The 17325-nt window shown below is 71.5% G+C and carries 14 protein-coding genes; 8 read left to right on the top strand and 6 right to left on the bottom strand.

What is annotated here, in order from left to right:
• Positions 1 to 154: 154 nt before the first annotated feature.
• A complete protein-coding gene (locus ACGFIB_RS26360) occupies positions 155 to 622 on the bottom strand; it encodes an Lrp/AsnC family transcriptional regulator (protein ID WP_357240639.1) in 468 nt (155 codons plus the stop codon).
• Between the two features lie 96 nt (positions 623 to 718).
• Here ACGFIB_RS26360 and hppD point away from each other — a divergent pair, with 96 nt between their 5' ends.
• The 3 genes from hppD to ACGFIB_RS26345 all read left to right on the top strand — a co-directional run bounded on the left by hppD (position 719) and on the right by ACGFIB_RS26345 (position 4127).
• Positions 719 to 1822, top strand: a complete 1104-nt coding sequence (gene hppD, locus ACGFIB_RS26355) for a 4-hydroxyphenylpyruvate dioxygenase (protein WP_357240642.1) — start codon at positions 719 to 721, stop codon at positions 1820 to 1822.
• 118 nt (positions 1823 to 1940) lie between these two features.
• Entirely contained in the window at positions 1941 to 2447 is a 507-nt protein-coding gene (locus ACGFIB_RS26350) for an RDD family protein (RefSeq protein ID WP_393375753.1), read from the top strand.
• A 135-nt stretch (positions 2448 to 2582) separates the two neighbouring features.
• Complete coding sequence (locus ACGFIB_RS26345) at positions 2583 to 4127, top strand: M1 family metallopeptidase (RefSeq protein ID WP_393375751.1); 1545 nt, start codon at positions 2583 to 2585, stop codon at positions 4125 to 4127.
• Between the two features lie 15 nt (positions 4128 to 4142).
• On the opposite strand, the gene ilvA is transcribed toward ACGFIB_RS26345, so the two are convergent.
• Genes ilvA through ACGFIB_RS26330 form a run of 3 tightly spaced genes read right to left on the bottom strand, consistent with a single transcriptional unit; the run spans position 4143 to position 7586 of the window.
• Positions 4143 to 5357: a threonine ammonia-lyase gene (gene ilvA, locus ACGFIB_RS26340; RefSeq protein ID WP_393375748.1), complete on the bottom strand. Its 1215-nt coding sequence runs from the start codon at positions 5355 to 5357 to the stop codon at positions 4143 to 4145.
• A gap of 37 nt (positions 5358 to 5394) precedes the next feature.
• The gene (locus tag ACGFIB_RS26335; RefSeq protein WP_393375745.1) at positions 5395 to 6363 is read right to left on the bottom strand and encodes an ROK family protein; all 969 of its coding nucleotides are present in this window, start codon (positions 6361 to 6363) and stop codon (positions 5395 to 5397) included.
• Positions 6360 to 7586 carry an FIST signal transduction protein gene (locus tag ACGFIB_RS26330; protein WP_142571233.1) on the bottom strand — a complete coding sequence of 409 codons (1227 nt, stop codon included), beginning with the start codon at positions 7584 to 7586 and terminating at the stop codon, positions 6360 to 6362. The genes ACGFIB_RS26335 and ACGFIB_RS26330 overlap by 4 nt, the downstream gene beginning before the upstream one ends.
• A gap of 161 nt (positions 7587 to 7747) precedes the next feature.
• On the opposite strand from ACGFIB_RS26330, the gene ACGFIB_RS26325 reads away from it, so the two are divergent.
• From ACGFIB_RS26325 to ACGFIB_RS26310, 4 genes are all read left to right on the top strand, one after another.
• Positions 7748 to 9157 carry a sigma 54-interacting transcriptional regulator gene (locus ACGFIB_RS26325; protein ID WP_357263037.1) on the top strand — a complete coding sequence of 470 codons (1410 nt, stop codon included), beginning with the start codon at positions 7748 to 7750 and terminating at the stop codon, positions 9155 to 9157.
• 7 nt (positions 9158 to 9164) lie between these two features.
• Entirely contained in the window at positions 9165 to 11108 is a 1944-nt protein-coding gene (locus ACGFIB_RS26320; RefSeq protein WP_357240654.1) for a hypothetical protein, read from the top strand.
• A gap of 541 nt (positions 11109 to 11649) precedes the next feature.
• A complete protein-coding gene (locus ACGFIB_RS26315) occupies positions 11650 to 12081 on the top strand; it encodes a hypothetical protein (protein WP_142571230.1) in 432 nt (143 codons plus the stop codon).
• Between the two features lie 70 nt (positions 12082 to 12151).
• Entirely contained in the window at positions 12152 to 13369 is a 1218-nt protein-coding gene (locus ACGFIB_RS26310; protein WP_142571229.1) for an MFS transporter, read from the top strand.
• A 63-nt stretch (positions 13370 to 13432) separates the two neighbouring features.
• Here the strand turns inward: ACGFIB_RS26310 and ACGFIB_RS26305 are convergent, their stop codons facing one another.
• Positions 13433 to 14572 carry a cystathionine gamma-synthase gene (locus tag ACGFIB_RS26305; protein ID WP_357240658.1) on the bottom strand — a complete coding sequence of 380 codons (1140 nt, stop codon included), beginning with the start codon at positions 14570 to 14572 and terminating at the stop codon, positions 13433 to 13435.
• A gap of 281 nt (positions 14573 to 14853) precedes the next feature.
• Positions 14854 to 16224 (bottom strand): cystathionine beta-synthase, encoded by a 1371-nt coding sequence (locus ACGFIB_RS26300; RefSeq protein WP_189104988.1) that lies wholly within the window; start codon positions 16222 to 16224, stop codon positions 14854 to 14856.
• A 120-nt stretch (positions 16225 to 16344) separates the two neighbouring features.
• On the opposite strand from ACGFIB_RS26300, the gene ACGFIB_RS26295 reads away from it, so the two are divergent.
• A complete protein-coding gene (locus ACGFIB_RS26295; RefSeq protein WP_142571226.1) occupies positions 16345 to 17319 on the top strand; it encodes an SGNH/GDSL hydrolase family protein in 975 nt (324 codons plus the stop codon).
• Positions 17320 to 17325 lie beyond the last annotated feature (6 nt).

The raw sequence follows: 17325 nt of genomic DNA, 5'->3' as shown, positions 1-17325 counted from the left end.
CCCCGATAGGTCCGATACCCCCCGCTACGCCCATTTGTGGCCCCTGAGCTGGGCGGATGGAACCACGGTAAACGATGGCCATCGATGGTCCGGCACTTCCCGCGACGTCTGTGGAAAAGCCTGCCCCAGGCAAAGGACACTGGGGAAAACCGCGTCAGCCCCCGGCCGCGTGAACGAGCGGAAGAGTCCGGTACCGCACCAGCGTGTCGAGCGCGATCACCGACTCGGTCCTCACGACACCCTGCACGTCCACGATCAGATCGATGACGCGCTGGAGGTCGGCGTTGCTGCGCGCGACCACACGGCAGAGCATGTCTCCCCCGCCGGTGATCGTGTGGACCTCCAGAACCTCGGGGATGAGCGCGAGCTGGTCGGCCACCGGCACGTGCCCCGCGACCTGCCTGATGTGCAACGTCACGAACGCCGTCACGTCGAAGCCGAGCGCGGCCGGATCGATGTCCGGGCCGTGGCCGGTGATGACTCCCTTCTCTGTCATGCGGTCGAGCCGGGCCTGCACCGTCCCCCGGGCGACGTTCAGCCTGCGGGAGCACTCGAGCACGCCGATCCTGGGCTCGGCGGCCAGCAGGGCGACGAGCTGTGCGTCGAGGTGGTCAATCGTCATAACGATTTCCCCTTGCATGAGGCGAGAACTGTGCACATTGTCCACTAAAACAACTCACTGTTGCGCAAATTGGCCACATCGCCGGACAGTTGGCGTATGAACGATGTCTTCCCGGTTCACGGCATGGACGCGGTGGTCTTCGCGGTCGGCAACGCGAAGCAGGCCGCCCACTACTACTCGACCGCCTTCGGGATGCGCCTGGTGGCCTACCGGGGGCCGGAGACAGGCAGCCGCGACGAGGTGGCGTACGTCCTCGTGTCGGGCTCGGCCCGGTTCGAGCTGCGCGGAGCCGTACGCGCGGGCACGCCGCTCGCGCGCCACGTGGCCGAGCACGGTGACGGCGTCGTCGACCTCGCACTGGACGTGCCGGACGTGGAGGCGGCCTACCGCCACGCACTGGAGAGCGGGGCCCGGGGGCTGGAGGAGCCCCACGTGGTCGAGGACGACCACGGCAAGGTCGTGGTCGCGGCCATCGCGGCCTACGGCGAGACCCGGCACACGCTGATCGACCGTGCCAACTACGCCGGGCCCTACCTGCCGGGGTACGTCGCGGCCGAGCCCATCGTCGCGCCGCCCGCGGTGAAGAACGGCCGGCTCTTCCAGGCGATCGACCACTGCGTCGGCAACGTCGAGCGCATGGAGGAATGGGTCGAGTTCTACGAGAAGGTCATGGGCTTCACCAAAATGGCGGAGTTCATCGGCGACGACATCGCCACCGAATACTCCGCGCTGATGTCCAAGGTCGTCGCGGACGGCACCCGCAAGGTCAAGTTCCCGCTGAACGAGCCCGCCGAGGGCAAGAAGAAGTCCCAGATCGAGGAGTTCCTGGAGTTCTACGGCGGCCCCGGCGTGCAGCACATCGCGCTGGCCACCAACGACATCGTCACGACGGTCGACGCCATGCGCGAGGCGGGCGTCGAGTTCCTCGAGACGCCCGGCTCCTACTACGACGACCCGGAGCTGCGCTCCCGCATCGGCGAGGTCCGCGTGCCGGTCGAGGAGCTGAAGAAGCGCCGCATCCTCGTGGACCGCGACGAGGACGGCTACCTCCTGCAGATCTTCACCAAGCCGGTGGTGGACCGCCCGACGGTCTTCTTCGAGCTCATCGAGCGTCACGGCTCCCTCGGCTTCGGCAAGGGCAACTTCAAGGCGCTCTTCGAGGCCATCGAGCGCGAGCAGGAACGCCGCGGCACCCTCTGACGTCTCTCGCACCTCTGGCACCCGTTCGGCACCCGTCTGGCACCCCTCCGACACCCTCTGACGCACCCTTTGCGCGCGCCCGGCTTTGACCGAAGGGCGGCGGGGTGACCATTCAGCCATGGGAACACCGCCGCCTCCGGGAAGCCCGTACGAGGAACCAAGGATTCCCTGGACGCCCCCGCCCTTCGGGCAGACGGCGCCGCGGCTCGCCGGCCGCTGGCGCCGCCTGTTCGCCGGGATCGTGGACGCCGTGCTCGTCACGCTCGTCACCTCGCCGCTCACCTGGGACAACTGGAGGGTCGTGTACGACAGCACGACCGGGGCGATGGCGCGGGTCCCCGTCGGCAACGGCCTTCTCCTCGGAGTGATCGCGTTCCTCTACTACTGGCTGCTCCAGTCGTTCTGGAACGGCCAGACGGTGGGCAAGAGGCTGTTCGGCATGCGCGTCGTGCGGGAGACCGGGGAGCCGGCCGGTCCCGGGCCGATCGCGGTGCGGCAGGCGGTGGAGATCGTGCTGGGCTGGCTGTGCTGCCTCGGGCTGGTGAACCTCGCGTGGATCCTGTTCGACCGCAGGAAGCAGGCCCTGCACGACAAGGCGGCCAGCACGCTCGTCGTCGACGCCTGAGACCCGGCCGTCCGGGGACGCCCCAGACCCCGCGACCCCACAACCCCCAGGACCCTCACGACCCCCATGAGCAGGGCAAACACCCGAAGTCACTACCCGGACCACACCGCGGCCTCCCGTAGAGTTGCCAGACATATGTCCACGCATCGTCTTCCTCCGTTCCCAGGGCCGACCACCGCATCGACCACCGCGCCGACCACAACGCCGGCCACGACGCGGGCCGGCGTACGGGCCGCCAGATCGGTCTCCGCCCTGATCTGTGCCGTGGCCGTGGGGGCCGCGACGGCCTGCGCGCCGTCCGAGGGCGCGGTCGTCGCGCCGTCCCAGGCGGCGGCGGTCGCCCCGGTGACACCGGGCGCGTCGAAGAGCACCACGGGCGCCCCGGGGATCGGCGACCCGGACTTCCCCGACGACGGCAACGGCGGCTACGACGTCCAGCACTACGACCTGCGCCTGTCGTACGACCCGGCGTCCAGGAAGCTCGCGGGCAGCGCCACGATCGAGGCCAAGGCCGCACAGGACCTGACGTCGTTCGACCTCGACCTGCACGGGCTCACGGTGAGCCGGGTGACGGTGGACGGCGGGGCGGCCTCGTTCGACCGCAGCAAGGACGAGCTCGTGATCGAGCCGGGCAAGCGGATCTCGAACGGCCACCGGTTCGCGGTCACGGTCGACTACGCGGGCGTGCCCGAACCGATGCACGACTCCGCCAACCTCGGCGAATACGGCTTCATCTCCACAGCGGACGGCGCGTTCGTGACATGTGAGCCGAACGGCGCGAAGACCTGGTTCCCGTCGAACGACCACCCGTCGGACAAGGCGACCTACGACTTCCGGATCACCGTTCCCGAGGGGCTGACCGCGATCGCCAACGGCGAGATGACGGGGACGCCGCAGACCAAGGCGGGCAGGACGACCTTCGCCTGGCGGGAGAAGCACCCGATGGCGAGCTACCTCGCCACGATGACGACCGGGAAGTTCCAGGTCCGCACCGGCACGAGCGACAAGGGCCTGCCGATCTACGTCGCCGTCGCGGACTCCTTCCGCGGTTCGCTCGACCAGCTCCTCACGCAGACAGGGAAGATCACCGACTACTGGTCGACCGTGTTCGGGCCGTACCCCTTCTCCTCCACGGGCGGCGTGATCGACGACTACGCGGCGGGATACGCGCTGGAGAACCAGACCAAGCCCATCTACGGCGGCTTCTCCCCCGAGCCCGCGATCATCGCGCACGAGCTCGCTCACCAGTGGTTCGGCGACAGCCTGACCATCACGCGCTGGCGCGACCTGTGGCTGAACGAGGGCTTCGCGACGTACGCCGAATGGCTGTGGGCGGAGCACACCGGCCAGGGCACCGCCGATTCGGCCTTCAAACGTCTGTACGCGAACGCGGCGGACCCGATGTGGGCCTACCCTCCGGGCGCCGCCCGCGCCGACGACCTGTTCGGCGCGGCCGTCTACAACCGCGGCGCGATGACGCTGCACGCCCTGCGCCGGGAGATCGGCGACGACAAGTTCTTCCCGCTGATCAGGGCGTGGACCGACGCCCACAGGTACGGCAACGTCACGACACAGGAGTTCATCGCGCTGGCCGAGCGGATCTCGGGCAAGAACCTCAAGGGGCTGTTCGACGCCTGGCTGTTCCAGCCGAGGCGTCCCGCCCCGCTCGCCGGACCCTGACCCGCACCACGCGGGTCAGGAGAACAGCAACTTGTAGCCGTCCCCCCGCAGCGCGCTCAGCACCTCGTCGCAGTGCGCGGGGCCGCGGGTCTCCAGTTGCAGCAGGACCTCGGCCTCCTCCAGATGCAGCCGGGAGCCGAACCGCTCGTGCACCACGTCGAGCACGTTGGCGCCGAGGTCGGCCAGCCGGGCCAGCAGCGCGGCCAGCGCCCCGGGACGGTCGGTCAGCCGGATGCGGAAGGCGAGGTAGCGGCCCGCCGCCGCCAGGCCGTGCCGCAGCACCCTGGCCAGCAGCAGCGGGTCGATGTTGCCGCCCGACAGCACGACGACCACCGGCGGCTCGAACGCGTGCGGCTGGTCGAGCAGCGCCGCCACCCCCGCCACCCCGGCCGGCTCCGCCAGCAGCTTCGAGCGTTCGAGGCACAGCAGCAGGGCCCGCGACAGCGACTCCTCCGAGACCGTCACGACACTGTCGACCAGATAGTGGATGAGCTCGAACGGCAGGTCGCCCGGCCGCCCGACCGCGATGCCGTCCGCCATCGTCGACGTGGGCTCGACCATGACGGGCCGGCCCGCGGCCAGCGAGTCGGGATAGGCCGCGGCCCGCTCGGCCTGCACGCCCACCACCTTGATCCCGGGACGCTGGGACTTCACGGCGAGCGCGACCCCCGCCGCCAGACCGCCGCCGCCGATGGGCAGCACGATCGTGGCCGTGCCGGGAAGCTGCTCAAGGATCTCCAGGCCGACCGTGCCCTGCCCGGCGATCACGTCGGGGTGGTCGAACGGATGGATGAACACCGCGCCGGTCCGGTCGGCGTGCTCCTTGGCCACCCGCAGGGCCTGGTCGACCGTGTGCCCCGCGAAGACCACGTCCGCGCCGTACGCCCGGGTGGCCTCCACCTTGGGCAGCGGCGCGCCCTCGGGCATGTAGACGGTCGACTTCGCCCCGACGAGCGACGAGCCCAGCGCCACGCCCTGCGCGTGGTTGCCCGCGCTGGCCGCCACCACGCCTCTGGCCCGCTCCTCCTCGCTCAGCCGCGCGATCCGCACGTACGCTCCGCGGACCTTGAACGACCCGGCCCGCTGGAGGTTCTCGCATTTGAGGTGCACCGGGCCGCCGACGATCTCGGACAGCATCCGTGAGTGCAGGACCGGCGTCAGCGCCGCCACTTCCGACAGCAACTCGCGCGCGGCGACGACGTCCTCGTACGCCACCTGTGGGACAGCCATGGGCCAATCATCACAGGTCCCGGCAGGCGACACGCCTTCAGAGGCCGGGGCGCCAGTATCTGTCTCCCTCGATCACAAGGGCGGCGGCGCCGACGAGACCGGCGTCCTGACCGAGCGCGGCGGGCACGACCCGCACCCGCCCGGCGAATTCCATCCGGGTGTGCTCCCGCAAGGCCTCCTCCAAAGGCCCGAACAGCAGATCGCCCGCCTGGCTGAGCCCGCCGCCGACGGTCACGAGATCGAGGTCGCACAGGTTGACGGCCGAGGCGATCGCGACACCGAGGGCACGCCCGGCCCTGGCCATCGCGGCCAGCGCGATCGCGTCGCCCGCCGCGGCGTCGGCGGCCAGCCTGCGCGCGGTGGCCGTCCCCTCCTCCCGGTAGAGGTCCCCTTCGGTGGCGGCGTCGCCCGGAGACCAGCCCTGGGCGAGCGCCCAGGCGGCGAGGCCGGGGCCACGGGCGATCGCCTCCAGGCAGCCGTTGCCGCCGCAGCCGCAGGGCGGGCCCTCGGGGTCGACCACGACATGGCCGATGTGACCCGCGTTGCCGGTCCCGCCGTCGATGAGCCTGCCGCCGAGAATCAGCCCGCCGCCGACGCCCGTCGACACGACCATCCCCAGCATGGCCGCGCTCCCCCGCCCGGCGCCGCACCAGTGCTCGGCGACGGCCAGGCAGACGGCGTCGTTGTGGATGCGGACCGGGACGCCGGGAAAGCGGGCGGCCAGCCTCCCGCGCAGCGGGAAACCGCGCCAGCCGCCCATGTTGAGCGGAGAGACCTCCCCCTCTGGCCAGGTCATCGGGCCGCCGCAGCCGACGCCCACGCCGGCGAGGGCGGCGGGCACGTCCAGCCGGTCGAGCAGGCTGGTCAGCGTCCGCCACAGCGTCTCGGCGTCGCCGCCCTGCGGGGTGGCGGCCCGCTCGGCGGCCACGACCTGCCCGTCCGGCTCCACCAGGCCCGCCGCGAACTTCGTGCCGCCGATGTCGACGGCCAGCGTGAGGTCGCTCACGCACCCGCTCCCGTGCCGGTGGACAGGCCCGTGCCGCTGGAGAATCCGGTGCCGCTGGAGAAGACGAGCAGCGACGCGGTGAAGCCGTGGACGTGGTTGTGCCCGCTGACCGGTCCGACCTCGCCCGCGGCGAAGAACCCCGCCACCCCGATCGGCCCCAGCGTCTCGCGTACGGCGAGCGCGTCGTGGTCGGCCGAGTCGAACATGCCCGAGCCCCGGCCGTTGCAGGAGAACAGCAGGGCCCCCTCGACCCGGCCGGAGTGCTGCTGCAGATGGGCGTCGAGCAGTTCGTAGAGGTCCTCGTCGGCGGTCTCGGCATCCCTGACCTGGAACCGGACCGTCCTGCCGATCTCGATCACGTCGCCGACGGCCACCGCCTCGCGTTCGGGATCGATGCCGATGACCCCGCGGATCAGGAAGTCGCCGCGCTCGTGGCGCTCGGCGTACTCGTCCATGGCGATGCCGATCTGTAAACCGGTGGCCACCAGGTCGCGGTCCTCCTCGTCGAGGGCGCTGACGATGTCCTCCAGGCGGGCCAGGGCGGGCTGGCCGGCGAGCTCCAGCAGCACGTTGTCCTCGGCCCGGGTGACGACCATGGACGGTCCGATGGGCCGGCAGCCCTGGCTCACGACCGTGCCGATGTTCACCGCACCGCCGATGACCACTCCGATCGCGCCGGAGTCGTGGACCTCTCCGTTGGCGAACAGCCGCACGGAACCACGGCCCTTGAGCCCGTTGGCGAGGCCGCCGACGATCGGCAGGTTGCCCAGCACCTCGTGCGAGTGCTCGATGAACGCGTCGGTGGGGAAGGTGTAGGGGTCGGCGAGCAGGATCGCCGCCCGGTCGTCGGACACGCGTTCGGGCAGCCCCACGACCACGAACCGGTCCTCCGTCCTGAGCGTCTCCAGGGCGAAGGTGTCGATCCTGGCGCCGCCGAGGGAGGCCGCCCACGCGCTCACGGCAGGGGTCAGCTCCACGCCCTGGCCGTGGCCGATGACGCCGGTCGCGCTGCAGCCGATCACGTCGGCGCCGGACGCGACGGACATCGCGCGCCGACCCGCCCTGTCCACGTCGTCGGGATCGTCCCCACAGATGAAGAAGCACACCAGGTCCGGCGGACCCGACAGGCCGGCCAACGCCTGGCGTACGGCCGTCTCGGCCGCTTCCACCAGGTTTGCGCCCACGGCGAGACCGTCGGCGAAGCGGCTCGTCAATACCGCCATGTCTCGCCCTCTCTTCCTCCGCGACTGTTTCCTTGGGCCGATTCTCCCCACTGACAGGAGGTCAACGCGCGGGCCGCCCGGCCAATTGGGCCGGGCCGCCGTCAGCCGCGTCTCCCAAACCGGGCTGCAGGATCGTCTGATGGGGACGTAGGCTCGACTCCGTGCACAAATCGCCCACGCCTGCCCCCAGCACTCTGCGTGAACTGCGCGAGAGTGGACACCGGCACCGCACGGTCAAGGCCGAGATCAGGGAGAACCTCCTGGCCCGGCTGCGGGCCGGTGAGAACCGGTTCCCCGGCATCGTCGGATTCGACGACACCGTCCTGCCCCACCTGGAGAGGGCGCTGATCGCCGGTCACGACCTCGTGCTCCTCGGTGAGCGCGGCCAGGGCAAGACCCGCCTGATCCGCACCGTCACCGGCCTGCTCGACGAGTGGTCGCCCGTGGTCGAGGGCTGTGAGATCAACGACCATCCGTACGCGCCGGTCTGCGCCCGGTGCCGGCGGCTGGCCGGCGACACCGGCGACGACCTGCCGGTCGCCTGGAAGCACCGCGAGGACCGGTACGGCGAGAAGCTGGCCACGCCGGACACCTCGGTCGGCGACCTGATCGGCGACGTCGACCCCATCAAGATCGCCGAGGGCCGCACGCTCGGCGACCCCGAGACGGTCCACTACGGCCTGGTCCCCCGGACCAACCGGGGCGTCTTCTCCGTCAACGAGCTGCCCGACCTGGCCGAGCGCATCCAGGTGGCGCTGCTCAACGTGCTGGAGGAGCGCGACATCCAGGTCCGCGGCTACAACCTGCGCCTCCCCCTCGACATCCTGCTGATCGCCAGCGCGAACCCCGAGGACTACACCAACCGCGGCCGGATCATCACTCCGCTCAAGGACCGCTTCGGCGCGGAGATCCGCACGCACTACCCCCGCACGGTCGAGAACGAGCTGGTCCTGATCCGCCAGGAGGCCGACCTCGACGCCCTCGGCGCGGACCTGCCCGACCACCTGGTGGAGGTGATCGCCAGGTTCACCCGTCTGGTCCGCGAGTCCACCGCCGTCGACTCCCGCTCGGGCGTGTCGGCCCGCTTCTCGATCGCCGCCGCCGAGACCGCCGCCGCCTCCGCCGTACGGCGGGCCGCGCTGACCGGGGAGGAGCGGCCCGTCACGCGGGTGTGCGACCTGCCCGGCGTGGTCCACACGCTGCGCGGCAAGGTCGAGTTCGAGGTCAGCGAGGAGGGGCGGGAGATCGACGTGCTCGCCCACCTGCTGCGCCGCGCGACGGCCGAGACCTTCCGCGCCTCGCTCGGCGGCGCCGACCTCGCGCCGCTGCTCGACAGGTTCGGCGAGGGCGCGCAGGTCGAGTCCGGCGAGCTGGTGGCGGCTCACGAGCTGCTGCGCAGGATCGGCCGCGTCGAGGGCCTGTCGAAGATCATGGCGCGGCTCGGCATGGGCGAGGGCGACGAGTCGCCCGGCCACGCCGCCGCGGCCCTGGAGTTCACGCTGGAGGGGCTCTACCTGATGCGCAGGCTGTCCAAGGACGAGACCGACGGCACCGCGGTGTACCGGACGTGACCCGGCCATGAGCTACTTCTACCGGGAGTACCACGACGGGCCGGATCCGCTGGCTCCGCCCTACGACGTGCGTTCGGCGCTGGACGGGATGGGCGACGCCGTCCTGTCCGGCTCGACACCGCTCGACGCGCTGCGCGACCTGCTCAGGCGAGGGCTCCCCGGCGCTCCCGACCGTCGCGGCCTGGACGACCTGCTCCGCCAGGTGCGGCGGCGCCGCCGCGAGCTGCGTGACAACACCCGGCTCGACGGCACGCTGGAACGCGCGCGCGCCCTGCTCGACAAGGCGATCGGCCAGGAGCGGGCCGAACTGTTCCCCGATCCCTCCGATGACGCTCGCTTCCGGGAGTCGGCGCTGGACGCGCTGCCCTCGGACGCGGCGCGGGCGGTCCAGGAGCTGGCCGGCTACGACTGGCGCTCGGCCGCCGCGCGGGAGACGTTCGAGGAGCTGCGCGACCTGCTGCGCCGGGAGGTCCTCGACAGCCGGTTCCGCGGCATGCGCGACGCGCTGGCCAACCCCGACCCGGCCGCCATGGAGCGGGTCAGGCAGATGATGTCGGACCTCAACGACATGCTGGACCGTGACGCCCGGGGCGAGCACACCCAGGAGGACTTCGACCAGTTCATACAGAAATACGGGGACATGTTCCCCGAGAACCCGCGGAACCTCGACGAGCTGGTCGACCAGCTCGCCCGCCGCGCCGCCGCCGCGCAGCGGCTGCTCGCCTCGCTCACCCCGGAGCAGCGCGAGGAGCTGGCCGGGCTGATCAACCACACGCTGGAGCAGGCGGGCCTGGCCGAGCAGATGCGCCGGCTCGGCGACGCCCTCTCCGCCCGCCGCCCCGACCTCGCCTGGGGCGCACCCGAACGGGTGTCCGGCGAGCAGCCGATGGGCATGGGCGACGCCGTGACGGCCCTGCAGGAGCTGGCCGACCTCGGCGACCTGGAGACCGCGCTGCGCCAGGACTACCCCGGCGCCCGGCTCGACGACATCGACGAGGCCGCCGTCAGGCGGGCGCTCGGCCGCTCGGCCGTGGACGACCTGGAGGCCCTGCGGCAGGTCGAGCGCGAGCTGGAGGCCCAGGGCTACCTGCGCCGCAACCGCGGCAAGCTGGAGCTCACGCCCAAGGCCGTACGGCGGCTCGGGGAGACCGCCCTGCGCCGGGTCTTCGCCTCGCTCGACTCGGGCCGCCGCGGCGACCACGACCAGCGCGACGCGGGCACGGCCGGGGAGCCGACCGGATCGACCCGTCTGTGGCGCTTCGGCGACGAGCAGCCCATCGACGTCGTACGCACGGTCGTGAACGGCGTACAGCGGGGCGGGGGCGCGCCGGTGCGCCTGTCGGTGGACGACTTCGAGGTCGTGGAGACCGAGCGGCGCTCGGCCGCGGCCGTGTGCCTGCTGGTCGACCTGTCCTACTCGATGGCCCTGCGCGGCACCTGGGCGGCGGCCAAACAGACCGCGCTCGCCCTGCAGGCGCTGGTGGCCTCGAAGTTCCCGCAGGACGCGGTGCAGATCATCGGGTTCTCGAACTACGCCCGGGTGCTGCGGCCCGACGAGCTGGCCGGGCTCGAATGGGACATGGTCCAGGGCACCAACCTGCACCACGCGCTGCTGATCGCGGGGCGGCACCTCGACCGGCACCCGGACTTCGAGCCGGTGGTCCTGGTGGTGACCGACGGCGAGCCGACGGCGCACCTGATGCGCGACGGCGTGCCGCGCTTCGAGTGGCCGCCGTCGCAGGAGACGCTGACGCTGACGCTCGCCGAGGTCGACAAGATGACCCGGCGGCGCGCGACGATCAACGTCTTCATGCTGGCCGCCGACGACCGGCTGCGGGAGTTCGTGGACGAGGTCGCCCGGCGCAACGGCGGCCGCGTCTTCTCCGCCAGCGCCGACCGCCTCGGCGAGTACGTCGTCAGCGACTTCCTGCGCGCCCGCCGCACCCGCTGAGGGCCCGAGCCATGAGCCGGCCGGCCGGTAGCCGGTGCGATCACGGCCCGGTCGGCGCTCAGTCGCGGCCCCGGATCGCGGCCCGTCGCCTTGGTCGGACGTCGCGAAGTGGTTCATCGCCCGCCATGCCGGGCATTGCTAAACACATCGGCGTGATTCGGGGGCGCGTTCCCAGGCGACGGATGGTGACCGGACGAGCTGCGGAAGGCGGGCGCGAGCGGGGAGACGGCGGCCGTGGCTCCCGGAGACCGGTACCGGGACATCGATAATCGATTGCCGACCGGGTTGCAATCGGCGGACGATAGACAGGCATCCTCTGTTCGCGCTGGTCGTTCCACATGCCCGTGGAAGGAGCGCTCCCATGTTCGCAGCGGTAGGTCTCGTCGTTCTCATGATCCTCACCGGAGTGCTGTACGAAATGGCGGTCCACAACCGCCCCCGTCGCCGGAAGTAGCTCCTGGACGCCCCGGCGTCCGGCGCGCCCGAGACGGGGGCGTCCGGGCGGCTGCGGGGCGATCAGCCCAGGCGATAGCCTCTGCCCATGTCGCCTCTCGACCATTTCCTGCTGTGGCTGCACATAGGATTCGCGATCTTCGCGCTCGGTCCGCTCACGGCGGTCACGAGCGTCACGCCGCGCTACATCCGGGCCCGGGAGGTCGCGGTGCTGCGGTATCTGCACCGCGCCACCCGGCTGTTCGGCCTGCTCACGATCGGGGTCTTCCTGTTCGGCCTGCTGCTGGGCCGCAGCGCTCTCGGCGCGCCCTACCTGTCGGTGTCGATGACGCTGTTCGTCGTGGCGGCCGTACTGCTGGTGATCGTCGAGCGTGACCAGCGCACGGCCATCGCGGCGCTGTCCAGCGAGTCGCCGGACGACGACGCCAAGGTGCAGACCGGCCGGATCGCCGCGCTGGGCGGCATCAGCGCCCTGATCTGGCTCGTCATCCTGTTCCTGATGGTCTTCTTCAACCCCTGAGAAAGATTCCCACTTTCCCCTGAATGTCCGGTAGAACGTCTTTGGCCGGAAACGGGGGAAAGAGGAGCGGGTGCACCTTACGACGCAACGCCGGGCGGCGTGGGCGCTGGTCGCCCTCGCCGTCGGGGCGTTCACCTACGTCACCGCCGAGGTCCTCCCCATCGGGCTGCTCACGGTCATGGCGAACGATCTGAACCGATCGCCGTCCGAGACGGGCCTGCTGGTCACGGGGTACGCCGCGGTCGTGGTGCTGGCGTCGCTGCCGCTCACCCGGCTGACCCAGCGGGTGCCGCGGCGCAGGTTGCTCACCGTCACGCTCGGCGTGTTCGTCGTAGGAATGCTCCTGACCGCCGTGGCGCCGAACTATCCGACGCTGCTGGCCGCCCGGCTGCTGGTCGGGGCCACCCAGGCGCTGTTCTGGTCGGTCGCGACCCCGGCCGCGGCGGCGATGTTCCCCCCGGAGATCCGGGGGCGCGCGATCGCCCGGATGTCGATCGGCAGTTCCCTCGGGCCCGTCCTCGGCGTCCCGGCGGGCACCTGGCTCGGCCAGCAGGTCGGCTGGCGGACCGCGTTCGCCCTGGCCGCCGCCGTCGGCCTGGTCACCTGCGTGACCGTGGCGACGCTCATGCCCGGCCGCCGGCAGACAGGCGCAGGCTCCACTGGTCACGAACCCGGACGCGGCGCGACCCCGGACGCCCGCCGCTACGCGCTGCTCATCGGCGCCACCGTCATCGGCGTGGGCGGCTACCTCACCGCGTACACCTACATCACGCCGTTCCTGCTGGACTTCGGCGGCTTCGCCCCGGCCGCGCTCAGCCCGCTGCTCCTCGCGTCCGGGATCTCCGGGGTCGCGGGGACCATCGTGGTCGGCCGGCTGCTCGACAGCCGGCCGAGGGCCGCCCTCGTCGGACCGCTGGCCCTCATCACGTGCGCGCTGCTCGCCCTGTACGTCTTCGGCTCCCTGCACCCGGTGGCGGTGGTGGCCCTCTGCGTGACGGGCATGTCGTTCAGCGCGCTGGCGGCGGCCATCGCGAGCCGCGCGCTGCAGGTGGCCCCGGGCAGCACCGACATCGCCTCGGCCGGCAGCGGCTCGGCCTTCAACGTCGGCATCGCGGGCGGGTCGCTGCTCGGCGGCGCGCTCATCGACCACTCGGGGGTTCGGAGCGTGACCGTGGCGGGCGCCGTCCTGACCGCCGCGGCGCTCGCCGCCCTGCTGTGCGAACGGTGGGTGGCTCCCGCCCGCGCCTCCGCGCCGGAGCCTGCGGCCCCGACGCGGAGCGGGCGCTAGACAGAGCGCGGAACGGGCGCGGAACGGACGCGGAACGGGCGCCGAACAGGCGTCAGGCGGTCGTCAGCCGAGGGCCTCGGAAAGGTCGGCCAGCAGGTCGTCGACGGTCTCGATGCCGACCGACAGGCGGACCAGGTCGGCCGGGACCTCCAGCGGCGACCCGGCGGCCGACGCGTGGGTCATCCGGCCCGGGTGCTCGATCAGCGACTCGACGCCGCCGAGCGACTCCCCGAGCGTGAACAGCTTGGCGCGGTTGCAGATCTCGACGGCCGCCTCCTCGCCGCCCTCGACGCGGAACGACACCATCCCGCCGAAGCGGCGCATCTGCTTGGCCGCGATCTCGTGGCCGGGGTGCTCGGGCAGGCCCGGGTAGAGGACCTGGACGACCTTCGGGTGCGACAGCAGCAGGTCGACCACGCGCTCGGCGTTGTCGCAGTGCCGGTCCATCCGCACGCCCAGCGTCTTGAGGCCGCGCAGGGTGAGCCAGGCGTCGAACGGCCCGGCCACCGCTCCCATGGCGTTCTGGTGGTAGGCCAGCCGCTCGCCGAGGTCCGCCGACCGCGTCACCAGCGCGCCGCCGACCACGTCGGAGTGGCCGCCGACGTACTTGGTCGTCGAGTGGACTGCGACGTCCGCGCCCAGGCTGAGCGGCTGCTGCAGGTAGGGCGAGGCGAAGGTGTTGTCCACCACGAGCACCGCGCCACCGTCGTGGGCGACGTCCGCCAGCGCGGCGATGTCGGCGACGTTCAACAGGGGGTTCGTGGGCGTCTCCACCCAGATCGCCTTGGTCTCCGGCCGTACGGCGGCGCGCACCGCATCGAGGTCGCCGAGCGGCACCGGGTCGAAGGAGACCCCCCACTCCCGGAGCACCCGGGAGAACAGCCGGTAGGTGCCGCCGTACGCGTCGTCGGGGATCACCACGTGGTCGCCGGGCTTGCAGACGGTGCGCAGCAGCGTGTCCTCGGCGGCGAGTCCCGACGCGAAGGCCAGCCCGCGCACGCCGCCCTCCACGGCGGCCAGCGCCTCCTCAAGGGCGGTTCTGGTCGGGTTGGCCGACCGGCTGTACTCGTATCCCGCCCGCAGGCCGCCCACGCCGTCCTGCTTGTAGGTGGAAACGGCGTATATAGGAGGAACGACGGCACCCGTGTGCGGGTCCGCCTCCTGACCCGCGTGGATGGCCAGCGTCTCAAAGCCTTGGTTCATAAAGCCGAGCCTACCCTCCCCCCGCGATCTTGCAGTTTGTCGCAAAAAGAGCCGTGAACTGCGCAAACGTCTTCCGTGATCTTGTACTTATTCCCAGCCTCACCGCATGACCTGCCCGGACACGCTCCGTGATCTTGCATTTGCAAGATCACGGACGCTCGCTGCGCAGGCCAGACGGGGTGCGCTCGATTTTCTGCTTGATCACGGAGGGCGTACGCCCTGGTCAAGCCATACCTCTGCGACAAACTACAAGATCACGCGGAGGGGGGCGGGGGGGTGGGTTAGTGGTTGGCGAGGAAGGCCAGCAGGTCCTGGCGGGTGACCATGCCCACCGGCCTGCCGTCGTCGAGGACCACGGCGGCGTCGGCCTTCTCCAGCACCTCGACCGCCCGGGCCACCGGCTCACCTGACCCGATCATGGGCAGGGGGGCGGACATGTGGCCGCCGATCTCGTCGTCGGACCGCATCCGGCCGCGGTAGAGACCCTCCAGCAGATCGCGCTCCACGATCGAGCCGATGACCTCGGCCGCCATGACCGGCGGCTCCTCCTTCATGACCGGAAGCTGGGAGACGTTGTACTCCCGCATGATCGAAATCGCCGTGCCGACGGACTCGTGCGGATGGACGTGGACGAACTCGGGCAGGCCCGGCGTCTTGCGCCCCAGCACGTCGCCGACCAGGCCCTCCTCGCTCGTCGTGGTGAGGAAGCCGTAGTCGGCCATCCACTCGTCGTTGAAGATCTTCGACAGGTAGCCGCGGCCGCCGTCCGGCAGCAGCACGACCACGACGTCGTCCGGCCCTGCCGCCTGGGCCACCCGGACCGCCGCCACCACGGCCATGCCGCACGAGCCGCCGACGAGCAGCGCCTCCTCGCGGGCGAGTCTGCGCGTCATGCCGAACGAGTCCTTGTCGGAGACCGCGATGATCTCGTCGCAGATCGTGGTGTCGTACGTCGCGGGCCAGATGTCCTCGCCCACGCCCTCCACCAGGTAGGGACGGCCGGTGCCGCCGGAGTAGACGGAACCGACGGGGTCCGCGCCGATGATCTTCACCCGCCCGCCGGAGACCTCCTTGAGGTACTTGCCGGTGCCGCTGATCGTCCCGCCGGTGCCGATGCCGGCGACGAAGTGCGTGATCCTGCCCTCGGTCTGCTCCCAGATCTCCGGGCCGGTGGAGTGGTAGTGGCTCGCCGGGTTCTCGGGGTTGGAGTACTGGTCGGGCTTCCAGGCGTTCGGGGTGTCGCGGGCCAGCCGGTCGGACACCGAGTAGTACGAGTCGGGGTGGTCGGGCGAGACGGCGGTCGGGCAGACGACGACCTCCGCGCCGTACGCCCGCAGCACGTTGATCTTGTCCTGGGCGACCTTGTCCGGGCAGACGAACAGGCAGCGGTAGCCCTTCTCCTGCGCCACGATGGCCAGGCCCACGCCGGTGTTGCCGGAGGTCGGCTCGACGATCGTGCCACCCGGCTTGAGCTCGCCGCTCCGCTCGGCCGCCTCGATCATCCGCACCGCGATGCGGTCCTTCACCGAGCCGCCGGGGTTGAAGTACTCCACCTTGGCCAGGACCTGGGCGGACGCGCCCGCCGTGACCTTGCGCAGCCGGACGAGCGGAGTGTCGCCCATCAGCTCCACCAGCGAGTCGTGTACGCGCACCGCGATGACCACCTTGTTTGCCGAAGCTTGTCAGCCTGCCGTCAGCCGGGATTCCGATAGGGGTGGCCGGAACTCGGCTAGTTTCTTCTTCAAACCGTACCGTGAGCAGGAGGAGGGCGGGTGATCTGGACGTCCGGCGCGGTGCGCGCCGCGCGGCGCATCGCCACCGCCGCCGCCGTCGGCGGAGGCGGGCTGACGGCCTTGGGAGCGGTCACGTACGGCCTGCTGGTGGCCGAGGCCATGGTGGCCCGGCGCATCGTGGGGCAGCCGCACGGCCTCGACGGCCCGCAGGCCGACGGCGTGTACGGCGCCTTCCCCGGGGAGCCGATCCGCATGGTCGTGCTCGGCGACTCCCTGTCCGTCGGCCTCGGCTTGACCCGCCCCGAGGACACTCCGGCCGTCCGCATCGCGTACGGCCTCGCGGCGGTGGCCGAGCGCCCGGTGCGGCTCACCGTCGCCGGTCAGTCGGGCGCGGCGTCGGTGGACCTCGGCGCCCAGGTGGACCGCGCGCTGGAGGCCCGGCCGGAGATCGCGCTCGTGTTCGTGGGGGCCAACGACGTGACCACGGCCACCCTGCCGGCCCGCGCAGTGCGGCACCTGCAGAAGGCGGTGCGCCGGCTGCGCGAGGCCGGTGCGGAGGTGGTCGTGGGGACCTGCCCCGACCTGGGCACCGTACGCCCGATCGCGCAACCGCTCCGCTGGGTCACCCGGCGCTGGTCGCGGCAGCTCGCCGCGGCCCAGACGGTCGCCGTCGTCGAGGCGGGCGGCCGCACCGTGGCGTTCGCCGACCTGCTCGGACCCGAGTTCGACGCGAACCCTGCCGAGATGTTCGGACCTGATCGTTTTCATCCATCTGCCCGAGGTTACCTACAGGCCGCGTACGCAGTGCTACCTTCTGTATGCGCTGCGTTGGGGTTGTGGCCCGAGCCGGAACCCGTGCGCGTCGAAGGATCGCAATACCTCTTGGCCGCAATGGCCGTGGAGGAACCCGGCACCGAGGTCACCGCGACCCGTGTCGCCGGCCGGGCGGTCGGCCCCCATGGACGATGGGCGGCGCTGCTCCGCCGGAGACCCGGGCCGCTTCCGAACGCCTAGGGCCGG

This window comes from Microbispora bryophytorum, assembly GCF_043197435.1.
GTDB classification, from domain to species: Bacteria; Actinomycetota; Actinomycetes; order Streptosporangiales; family Streptosporangiaceae; genus Microbispora; species Microbispora bryophytorum.
This window is presented reverse-complemented; position numbering and strand designations above follow the sequence as displayed.

Bases quoted from the DNA above. Each gene is read 5' to 3' on its own strand.
- ilvA (WP_393375748.1), bottom strand. From the start codon at position 5,357: ATGGCTGTCCCACAGGTGGCGTACGAGGACGTCGTCGCCGCGCGCGAG.
- ACGFIB_RS26330 (WP_142571233.1), bottom strand. From the start codon at position 7,586: ATGGCGGTATTGACGAGCCGCTTCGCCGACGGTCTCGCCGTGGGCGCA.
- ACGFIB_RS26315 (WP_142571230.1), top strand. From the start codon at position 11,650: ATGTCGCCTCTCGACCATTTCCTGCTGTGGCTGCACATAGGATTCGCG.
- ACGFIB_RS26350 (WP_393375753.1), top strand. From the start codon at position 1,941: ATGGGAACACCGCCGCCTCCGGGAAGCCCGTACGAGGAACCAAGGATT.
- ACGFIB_RS26360 (WP_357240639.1), bottom strand. From the start codon at position 622: ATGACGATTGACCACCTCGACGCACAGCTCGTCGCCCTGCTGGCCGCC.
- ACGFIB_RS26345 (WP_393375751.1), top strand. From the start codon at position 2,583: ATGTCCACGCATCGTCTTCCTCCGTTCCCAGGGCCGACCACCGCATCG.
- ACGFIB_RS26305 (WP_357240658.1), bottom strand. From the start codon at position 14,572: ATGAACCAAGGCTTTGAGACGCTGGCCATCCACGCGGGTCAGGAGGCG.
- hppD (WP_357240642.1), top strand. From the start codon at position 719: ATGAACGATGTCTTCCCGGTTCACGGCATGGACGCGGTGGTCTTCGCG.
- ACGFIB_RS26320 (WP_357240654.1), top strand. From the start codon at position 9,165: ATGAGCTACTTCTACCGGGAGTACCACGACGGGCCGGATCCGCTGGCT.